Raw genomic sequence first — 272 nt, forward strand, 5'->3', positions numbered from 1 at the left:
AACTCGACTCCCTGGCCCTGGCCGCCTACCTCTCGGCCGGCAGTTGGGAGGAAGCGGAAGCTCACGCGCACCGCAGCATGGCGCTTCGCCGGGGCGCCATGCAGCGCTCACACGCGATCACCACCGTCCGCCTCGCCCATGCCCAGCTCGGCCGGGGCGACCTCGAACCCGCCGTCGCCACCGCCGTGTCGGTCCCGGCGGAGGTGTCCGCCCACCCCCGCGTCACCGGCATGCTGAACGCCTTCGGCACCAAGCTGAGCGACCTGGCCGAC

Annotated in this window: 1 pseudogene; it reads left to right on the forward strand. The window is 73.2% G+C overall.

Going from position 1 to position 272, the window contains the following annotated elements:
• Positions 1 to 272 (forward strand): annotated as a pseudogene (locus C7C46_RS35480) (XRE family transcriptional regulator); the annotation flags it as partial.

Source organism: Streptomyces tateyamensis (assembly GCF_003205575.1).
Lineage (GTDB): Bacteria > Actinomycetota > Actinomycetes > Streptomycetales > Streptomycetaceae > Kitasatospora > Kitasatospora tateyamensis.